Source organism: Pseudomonas sp. GD04015, from assembly GCF_029837675.1.
In the GTDB taxonomy this organism is placed as follows: domain Bacteria; phylum Pseudomonadota; class Gammaproteobacteria; order Pseudomonadales; family Pseudomonadaceae; genus Aquipseudomonas; species Aquipseudomonas paralcaligenes.
Genome location: NZ_JAOEEE010000049.1, coordinates 21,079 through 30,546, shown reverse-complemented (window position 1 = coordinate 30,546; position 9,468 = coordinate 21,079). Strand labels below are relative to the sequence as shown.

6 protein-coding genes are annotated in these 9,468 nt (G+C 70.3%); all 6 read right to left on the bottom strand.

What is annotated here, in order from left to right:
• Positions 1 to 20: 20 nt before the first annotated feature.
• Positions 21 to 587 carry a biliverdin-producing heme oxygenase gene (locus N7640_RS24095; RefSeq protein ID WP_279904253.1) on the bottom strand — a complete coding sequence of 189 codons (567 nt, stop codon included), beginning with the start codon at positions 585 to 587 and terminating at the stop codon, positions 21 to 23.
• Complete coding sequence (locus N7640_RS24090; protein WP_279904252.1) at positions 580 to 2,985, bottom strand: response regulator; 2,406 nt, start codon at positions 2,983 to 2,985, stop codon at positions 580 to 582. The genes N7640_RS24095 and N7640_RS24090 overlap by 8 nt, the downstream gene beginning before the upstream one ends.
• Positions 2,986 to 3,042: 57 nt before the next feature.
• On the bottom strand, positions 3,043 to 3,519 hold the full coding sequence (locus N7640_RS24085) for a response regulator (RefSeq protein WP_220811383.1): 477 nt from the start codon (positions 3,517 to 3,519) through the stop codon (positions 3,043 to 3,045).
• Positions 3,519 to 5,780: an ATP-binding protein gene (locus N7640_RS24080; protein WP_279904251.1), complete on the bottom strand. Its 2,262-nt coding sequence runs from the start codon at positions 5,778 to 5,780 to the stop codon at positions 3,519 to 3,521. Before N7640_RS24080 ends, N7640_RS24085 begins: the two co-directional genes overlap by 1 nt.
• A 302-nt stretch (positions 5,781 to 6,082) precedes the next feature.
• On the bottom strand, positions 6,083 to 7,741 hold the full coding sequence (locus tag N7640_RS24075) for an acetolactate synthase large subunit (protein WP_220811385.1): 1,659 nt from the start codon (positions 7,739 to 7,741) through the stop codon (positions 6,083 to 6,085).
• Between the two features lie 16 nt (positions 7,742 to 7,757).
• A complete protein-coding gene (locus tag N7640_RS24070) occupies positions 7,758 to 9,371 on the bottom strand; it encodes an FAD-dependent oxidoreductase (protein ID WP_279904250.1) in 1,614 nt (537 codons plus the stop codon).
• Positions 9,372 to 9,468: the final 97 nt, after the last annotated feature.

Genomic DNA, 9,468 nt, shown 5'->3' with positions numbered 1-9,468 from the left:
CGGCTACATAGCCTTTCGTTTCAGCCCGCCAGCAGGCTCGCCTCGGCCTCGCCCTGCCGGCGCGCCGCCGCGAGAAACTGACCGAAGGCGTCCGCCACGCCCTGCTGCAACTGGGCCTCGTCGCAGCTTCCCGCACACGCCTCCAGCCGTTGCAGGAAGCGCGGCCAGAGCCCTTCGGCGGCCGCGTGGCCCAGGTAGCTCATGGGCGCCGTCGGCTGTGCCGCCCGCAGGCGCTGGGCGAGCAGGCGGGCGCCCAGGCGCGAGCCCTCCAGCACATAGAGCGCTCCCCAGCACCAGCCGGGATCGACGTGCCGGGGTGCGTCGAGCGGCGCCATGTGTTCGATACCGAGCGCCAGCAGGTCCGCATGCAGCGCATCGCTGCGCCGGCGCAGGGGCCAGTCTTCGATCAGTGCTTCGACGGCATTGGCTTCGAGGGTCCGCTCCAGGCTGAACAGCGCCGCGCCGTGGGCCAGGAGAAAGCCCCGGTAGCCCGGTGCGGACTCCAGCGGGAAGGCGGAGAAGGCCGCGTCGACCTGGTGGTGCAGGCCGGTACTGAAGTGCTTCAGGCGCTGGCGCAGGCTATCCATGCCGGGTGCCCGCCTCCCTGAGCGCCTGGAGAATCTTGCGGGCCACCTGCTCTTCCTGGAAGGGTTTCTGGATCACCAGGTTTTCGCCGAGTCCCAGCTCGCCCAGTTCGGCGTATCCGCTGATGAACACGACCGGCAACCCCGGCCGCTTGCCGCCGACCGCGCGGGCGAGTTCGCCGCCGTTCATGCCCGGCATGACGAAGTCGGCGAGCAGCAGGTCCACTTCGATGTCCTCGAGCAGCCGCAGGGCGCTCGCGCCGGAGTCCGCCTCCGCGACCTGGAAGCCGAGGCGCTGGAGCATCTGCGAGGTCACCTCGCGCACGGCCGGGTCGTCGTCGACCAGCAGGATGCGCTGGTGCCCGGCGATGACCTCGGGGCCGTCCGTATCGTCCGCAGGAGTGGTGCCGTCCTCCGGCGCCGGCTCGGTCCTGGGCAGGAACACCTGGACGGTGGTGCCGCTGCCTTCCTCGGAGAGGATGCGGGCGCCGCCGCCGGACTGCTTGGCGAAGCCGAACACCTGGGCCAGGCCGAGCCCGGAGCCCTTGCCGACTTCCTTGGTGGTGAAGAAGGGCTCGAAGGCCTTCTGCAGCACCTCCTCGCTCATGCCCGTGCCGGTGTCGGAGACCGACAGCATCACGTAGTCGCCCGGGCCGGGTTCCTCGGCGCGCAGCGAGGTCTCGGCGATGCTCGCGTTGGCAGTGGCGAGCGTCAGGCGGCCGCTGTCGCCCATGGCGTCGCGGGCGTTGATCGCCAGGTTGAGGATGATCATCTCGATCTGCGTCGGGTCGACCAGCGCATGCCACAGGCCGTCCTGTGGCTGGGTGACCACGTCGATGCTGCCGCCCAGGGTGCTCTTGAGCAGGTTGAGCAGGTTGTCGACGGTTTCGTTGAGGTCCAGCGGCGAGGGCGCCAGCCGCTGGCGCCGGGCGAAGGCCAGCAACTGGCTGGTGAGGGTCGCGCCGCGCTCGCCGGAGGTGCGGATGTAGTTCAGCCGGCGCAGGCTGTTCTCCACCGGCGCGCCGCGTTCGAGGTCGCGCTGCAGGAAGTTGGCGCTGGTGAGGATCACCGTCAGCAGGTTGTTGAAGTCGTGGGCGACGCCGGCGGTCAGCTGGCCCACCGCCTCCAGGCGCTGCATCTGGCGCAGCGTGGCCTCGACCTTCTCGCGCTCCTCGATCTGCTGGCGCAGGGCGGCGTTGGCGTCGGCCAGCTTGTCGATGTTGGCGATCTCGTTGCTGATGTCGCGGCCGGCGATGTAGGCGTGGCCGGCGTCGGGCACGGTGTTCCAGGCGATCCAGCGGTAGCCGCCGTCGCGGTGGCGCAGGCGGTTGACGAAGCGCTGGGCGACCCTGCCGCGGCGGATGATGCTCATGGCGGCCAGGCTGGCGCGCAGGTCGTCGGGATGGACCAGGGTGACCAGGCGCTGGTTGAGCAGGTCGTCCAGCGGCCAGCCGAGGACGTCCTGCCAGGCCGGGTTCAGCGCCAGCGCGGTGGAGCCGAAGTCGGTGACCGCCAGCAGGTCGCGCGACAGTTCCCAGGTCCGGTCGCGTTCGCGGGTGCGTTCCTCGACGCGCTCGCCGAGGGTCTCGTTGAGGCGCTTGAGGGCCTCGGTGGCGGAGCGCTGCTCGGTGATGTCCATCGCCACGCCGACGAAGCGGCTGCAGCGGCCCTGGTCGAAGAAGGCCTGGCCGCGCATTTCCAGCCAGCGCATCTGGCCGTCGGGCAACTGGATGCGGTAGGTGGCGGCGAAGTCGGGCTGGCGCGGGTCGCTGATGGCGGTCTCGATGCGTGCGCGCATGTAGGGCAGGTCGTCGGGGTGGCAGAGCCGCTCGAACACCGTCATGTCCAGCGGCTCGTCGCCGTCCAGGCCGCAGATCGCCCGGTAGCGCTGGTCGCACAGCAGCTGTCCGCTGGCCGGCTCGTAGTCCCACATGCCCAGGCGTGCCGCCTCGATGGCCAGCCGGGCGCGCACACCGACCTCCTGCAGGGCCTGTTCCGCCTGGCGCCGGCGGCGACGCTCGTGGACTTCCGAGACGGCGCGGGTGACCGCCTTGGGCAGCAGCGCAAGGTTCTGCTTGAGGACGTAGTCCACCGCGCCCGAGCGCATCATATTGACCGCGTTCTCCTCGCCGTACACGCCGGAGAGGAAGATGAAGGGGGTTTCCGGCGCCAGGCGGCGGGCTTCCTGCAGGGCCAGGCTGCCGGAGAAGCCGGGCAGGATGAAGTCGGCGAGGATCAGGTCGAATGGGCGTCGCTGCAAGGCCTCGACGACCCCGGCGTGGTCGTAGACCAGTTCGGTGTCCAGCGTGTAGCCGCTGCGCTCCAGCGCCATCTGGGCCAGTTCGGCGTCGTGCGAGCTGTCTTCGATGAACAGGACACTGATGTTCTTTGACGCGGGCATTGGCCTTCGTGTGGGCTGGCAGCGTACCGCGCGCCGGCGGCGCGCGGTGGCGGAGAGTCAGTCGTTCTGTTCTTCGGTCCTGCGGGTGCGCTTGAGGCGCAGCGAGCCGGGCGGCGGCTCGTTGAGCACCGCCCAGAAGATGCCGAGGTCGGAAATCGCGGCGACGAAATCCTTGAATTCGACCGGCTTCACCACGTAGGCGTTCACGCCCATCTCGTAGGCGCGCATGAGGTCGGGCTCTTCCCGCGAGGAGGTCAGCATGACCACCGGAATGCTGCGTAGCGCGGGCGTCTCGCGCACCGTCTTGAGCACCTCCAGGCCGTCCACCTTGGGCAGCTTGAGGTCGAGCAGCAGCACCGCCGGGTTGCCGTCGTCGCGGGACAGGTGCTCGCCACGGCGCAGCAGGTAGTCCAACGCCTCGGCGCCGTCGCGCTTGACCACCACGTCGTTGGCCAGCTGGCTGCGTTCGAGCGCGACCAGGGTCAGCTCCAGGTCGTGGGGGTTGTCTTCAACGAGCAGAATGGGCTTGAGCATCAGTCTTTCCGGTCATCGGGTGCGGTATAGGTCAGGTGCGGCAGGGCGAAGAAGAAGGTGGCGCCCTGGTCGATGCGGCCGTCGGCCCAGACCCGGCCGCCGTGGCGCTCGACGATGCGGCGCACGCTGGCCAGGCCGATGCCGGTGCCTTCGAATTCTTCCATGCGGTGCAGGCGCTGGAACACGCCGAACAGCTTGCCGGCGTACTGCATGTCGAAGCCGACGCCGTTGTCGCGGATGTAGACCACGGTCTCGTCGCGCTGCGCATGGGCGCCGATCTCGATCAGCGCGTGCTCGCGCCCGCTGGTGTACTTCAGCGCGTTGCTGATCAGGTTGCGCAGCACCATGTGGATGAAGGCGGCGTCGGCGACCACCACGGGCATCGGCTGCACGCGCCATTCGACGTCGCGGCTCTCGTAGTCGGGGCGCATTTCCTCGCGGATGGAGCCGACCAGGGCGCCCAGGTCGACGTCGGACAGGTGCAGCGCCGAGCGGCCCATCTGCGAGAAGCTCAGCAGGTTGTCCACCAGGGTGCCGGCGAAGCGGGCCGCGTCGCCGATGTTGCCCAGGAAGCGCTGGCCGCGCTCGCTCAGCTGCGGCCCTTCCAGTTCGCTGAGTAGTTCGGTGTAGCCGGCGATGTGGCGCAGCGGCGCACGCAGGTCGTGGGACACGCTGTAGGAGAAGGACTCCAGTTCCTTGTTGCTTTCGCGCAGCTCGCCCGCCAGCTGGGCCATTTCCTCGGCCTTGCGCAGGACGATGCCGAGCACCGCGTTGCGCAGTTCGAGCGCGCCTTCCCGCTCGGCGTCCTCCCAGGGGGCGCAGTAGCCGCGCACCACTTCGCGCCAGGTATCGAAGCTGTGGCGTGGCGTCAGCGCCCCGCTGAGCTGGTCGAGCCGCTTCTCGGGCTGGCCGGCCCAGTGGATGGTTCTCACCCGCTCCTGGCGGAACCAGATCAGGTAATGGGCGTGCAGCTTGGAGATGGAAATCGCCAGGACCCCGGCGGCGTGCTTCGCCAGTTCGGGCAGTTCCGGCACGTCCTGGCCCAGGTTGTCGCTGCTGAAGATATGCCCGGACTGATGCGCGCTGAGCCAGCGGGCCAGCGCGATGATCTGCCGGTCCGGCGGCGCCTCGCCGACCCGCACGCAGGTGTCGGACTCGACCACCGCCGCGCCCTGCGCGCCGGCGAAGGCGAGGACCACGTCCGGCAGGCTCCTGAAGCCGTCGGTGACGCTGTCGCAATCGGCCATGCCCGACAGCAGGCGAACCACTTGGTGACGCAGTTCGAGCTTGCGCTGGGCCAGCAGGCCGGTCTCGGTGGCGTCGATCTGCAGGGCCAGGATGCGCGCCAGCAGTTCGCAGGCGGTGCGGGTCTTGTGGCTGACCTGGCGCGGGCTGGCGTCGTGGCAGGAGATCAGGCCCCAGAGCTGGTCGCGGACCACGATGGAGACCGACATCGAGGCCAGGGTGCCCATGTTGCGCATGTACTGCAGGTGCACCGGCGACACGCTGCGCAGGGAGGCGAAGCCCAGGTCCAGCGGCTTGCCGCTGGCGGGGTTGAGCGCCGGCACGAGCGGCGAAGGCTGGTAGTGGGCATCGGGGATGACGCGGATCAGGTTCTCGCGGTACAGGCGACGGGCCTGGGCGGGGATGTCCGACGCGGGGAAGTGGTGGCCGAGGTAGCTGGCGTAGCCGGGCTCGGCGTGTTCGGCGAGCACCTCGCCGTTGCCTTCATTGTCGAAGCGGTAGGCCTTGATCCGGCCGAAGCCGGTGATGCGGCTCAGTTCGCTCACCGCCAGCCGGCAGATGGATTCCAGATCGCCGGCGGCATGCAGCTGGGCGACGAAGGTACGCATCAGCGGGTACAGCGTGCCGTAGGCCTGGCCGGGGTTGCTGGCGCGCTCGAATTCGAGGATCAGCTGCCCCTCGTTGCGGTGCGCCAGGAGGGCGAAGGTCTGCTCCCGCGACGTGCCGAGGGCGAAGTTCACGTCGCCGAGGTGGAAGGGGTTGCGGTCCTCGCCGGAGAGGCCGGCCAGGCGCTCGGGCAGGGCATCGTCGTGGATCAGCTCCCGCAGCGATGTGCCAAGCAGCTGCTCGGCCTCCAGGCCGAGCCAGTCGATGACGTTGCGGCTCGCCTGCCGTACGCGCAGGTCGGGCTCGTCGAGGACCAGCAGGAAACCGTGCGGCTGGATGCTGCCGGGAATATGGATCGGCTCATCGGCGCAGCGCTCCACCGCATCTTTCAGAGCGTCGGGTTCTGTCATCGGGTGTCCTTCGGGCCGGAGCCTTGATGGGTGGGCAGGCGATAGCGGTGTGAGCGGCGGCGTGGGGCGGGGGCGGTCCGGGCTGCACACCCGGGGTCTTCGCCGGCACGTCCGCTGGTCTATTCATCAGAGCGGCGCCGGTGTCCGAGGTTCGCCTGCCTTTTCGGGCGGGCGCGCGAGGATGAGCCAATCTACCCGCAAAGGTGCGCCGCGCCAAGCGAAGCGGGGCGCCGTGGGCGTGCGTGCGGGCGTGGCCGGAGGGGCGGTGGCCGGGCGGCAGAGGCGCCGCCCGGCAGGTGGGCTCAGGGCGCGATCTTGCGCTTCAGGGCGCCGGCCAGGGCCGGCGGCAGGTTGGGCAGGGCGCGCAGCAGGTAGGGCAGGATCTTGCGCTTGGCGCCGTTCAGGGACTCCGGGACCATGGCCTCGATCAGGTGCGGGCCGGGGTGGGCCTGGGCGTATTCCATGGCCTGCAGCAGTTCCTCGGCGGTGCTCACCCGCACCGCGTGCACGCCCATGCCCTGGGCCAGCCGGGCGAAGTTGAGGACCGGCCCCTTGAGGTCGAGCTGGGCCTTGGCCTTGGGCCCGCTTTCCTCGGCGCCGACCCGTTCCAGCTCGATGTTGAGCACCGAGTAGGAGGCGTTGTTGAAGATGATCGAAGTGACGTTGAGCTGTTCCCGGGCCATGGTCCACAGCGCCTGGATGGTGTACATCGACGAGCCGTCGCCGATCAGCGCCAGCACCGGCCGGTCCGGGCAGGCGATGGCCGCGCCCACGGCGCTGGGCAGGCCCTGGCCGATGGCGCCGCCGGTCAGGGTCAGCAGGTCGTGGCGTGGCGCGCCGGCGGTGAGGGCCGCCAGCATCAGCCCCGAGGTGATGGCCTCGTCGACCAGGATGGCGTTCTCCGGCAGCAGGTGGCCCACCGCCTTGCACACCTTGGCGGCGCTCAGCTTGCCGCGCGGGCGGTTGGGGCGCTGCGCCGGCTGCAGCACGGGCTGGGCATGGTCGGCGCCGAGCGCGGCGCTCAGCTTCTCCAGGCTGGCGGTGGTGTCGTCGGCCGGGTTGGCCAGGATGTGCAGGTTGCAGCTGTCGGGCACCAGGTAGCTCTGCTTGCCCGGGTAGGCGAAGAAGGACACCGGCGCCTTGGCGTCGACCAGGATCAGTTCCTCGATCTGCGCCAGTTGTACGCCCGCCAGTTCCGCCATATAGGCGATGCGTTCCACCGGCGGCAGGCCGGCGCCGCGTTGCAGGCGGGTGGGGAAGACCTCGGTCAGCAGCTTTACCCCGCAGTGCGCCGCGATGCGCGCCGCGGCCAGCAGGTCAGGCTCGCGCAGGGCGCGGCCGCCGAGCAGCAGGGCGGTCTTGCGGCCCGAGCGGATGGCCGCGGCGATGGCCGCGACGGTGGCGTCCTCGGCCGCCTTCGGCGCGGGCGGCGGCGGTGGCGGGGAGGGGATGCCACCGTCGCCCCAGGACACGTCGGCCGGCAGGATCAGTGTCGCCACCTGGCCCGGGTAGCCCCTGGCCGCGGCGATGGCGTCCACCGCGTCGCGGCACAGGTCGGCGGTGCTCGCCGAGGTGCGCACGAAGCCCGGCGAGACGTTGCGCGCCACGGTCTCGATGTCCGACTGCAGCTGGGCGTCGTACTGGGTGTGGTAGGTGGCGTGGTCGCCGACGATGTTGACCACCGGTACCTTGCCCTTGCGCGCGTTGTGCAGGTTGGCCAGGCCGTTGCCCAGGCCGCAGCCCAGGTGCAGCAGCGTGGCGGCGGGCTTGTCGGCCATCCGCGCGTAGCCGTCGGCGGCGCCAGTGGCGACACCCTCGAACAGTGCCAGCACGGCGCGCATGCGCGGCTCGCTGTCCAGCGCGGCGACGAAGTGCATCTCGCTGGTGCCGGGATTGGTGAAGCAGACTTCGATGCCGGCGTCCGCCAGGGTTTTCATCAGTGCTTGGGCGCCATTGGCCATGTCGGTCTCCTTGGGATCAACCGTGGTTTATCGAGCGCGCGGCGGCGCGGGCGGTGAGGATGCAGCCGGGCAGGAAGGTGCCCTCCAGCGAGCGCTTGCCGTTGGCGCCACCGCCGCCGAAGCCGGCGGCCTCGCCCACGCAGTAGAGGCCCGGCACGGGACTGCCGTCGGCGCCCAGCACGCGGCTGTGCAGGTCGGTACGCAGGCCGCCCAGGCTCTTGCGGGTCACCAGCTGGGTGTGGATGGCGATGAACGGGCCGGCGCCGGGCATCTGCAGCGGCGCCGGCTTGCAGGTGCGCAGGCGGTCCGGTCCCCATTGCCGGGCATGCTGGATGCGGCGGATCTGCTCGTCGTTGTGCAGCCGCCGGCCGCCGGCGAAGTTGGCGTCGAAGGCGTCGGCGGTGGCCTGCAGCACGGCGGGGTCCACGTCCAGCGAGCAGGTCAGGGCGTTCATCTTCGCCGCCAGCCCGGCCAGGGTCTCGTCGACCAGGAAGTGCGGGCTCTCCTGCTGCATCTGGCGGACCAGGCGGTGGTTGCCGAGCAAGGTCTCCTTGAGGAAGGCGGGGAACTGTTTGTCGCGGATGCGCGGGTTGTGTTCGGCGCCGGAGATGGCGAATTCCCTGGCCGCGATCCGCCAGTTCAGCAGGTGCCAAGTCCAGGGCTTCTCCTGCTCCGCGACCCGCTGGCACAACCAGTGGGTGTCGAAGCCGGTGACCAGTGGCTCGGGGCCGATGCGCCGCCCGCTGTGGTCGAGCCACAGGGCCGACTTGCAGGGAATGGTGGACAGCCCGTGCCCCTCGAAATGCGGGTAGGGATGGGGGAAGCCGGCGGCGTAGTTCCACATCTCGCCGGCATGGACGACCTGCCCGCCCAGCTCGTCGGCGACCCGCCGGTGCAGCGCGCCGTCGGCGAAGGGGTGGGCGCCGTTGAGCATGGCGGTTGGCATCGGCCGGCCTGCGGGCCAGTTGGAGCGGACCTGCTCGCTGCTGCCGTTGATGCCGCCCATGGCCAGCACCACCACCGGGGCTTGCAGGCGCACTTCGCGGCCGCTGTGTTCGCAGCGCGCCACGGCACTGTCGATCCGGCCGGCCTGGTGCTCCAGGCCGACCACGCGGTGGTGGTGCAGCAGTTGCAGCCGTCCGTCGCCGTCGGCGGCGTGGAGGGCGGCGATCATGCGCCGGGTCAGTTCGCGGGCGGTGCCCCAGATCACGTGGTAGCGCGGCAGGCTGTTGCCTTCGCCGTAGCGGCCGCGCTCCACCCAGTTCACCGCCGGCAGGAATTTCACGCCCTCGCCCAGCAGCCAGTCGTAGACCTCGGCGCGGCTGCGCTCCACGTAGTAGCGCGCCCATTGCAGGGAGTGCAGGTCGTCCGGCGGCAGTTCGCCGAAGCTCAGCCAGTCGCGCAGAGCCACTTCGGGGGTATCCGGGATCTTCATCCGCGCCTGCAGCGGCGTGCCCACCAGGGCCATGCCGCCGAAGGCCCACAGGGCCAGCCCGCCGAGGCGCTCGCGGCTGTCGCGGTCGACCAGGGTCACCCGCTTGCCCGCGCGCAGGGCTTCCAGGGCGGTGACCAGGCCGGCGAGGCCGCCGCCTATGACCAGGACATCGGATTGCGTGGCTGTGGTCGCCAATCGGGGCACTCCTCTGAAGGGTGGGCCTTGTTCTTGTTGAGCGGAACCATAGCCGCATACCATGGCGCCGGTATTGACTTTGGGGGCCAGAATAATT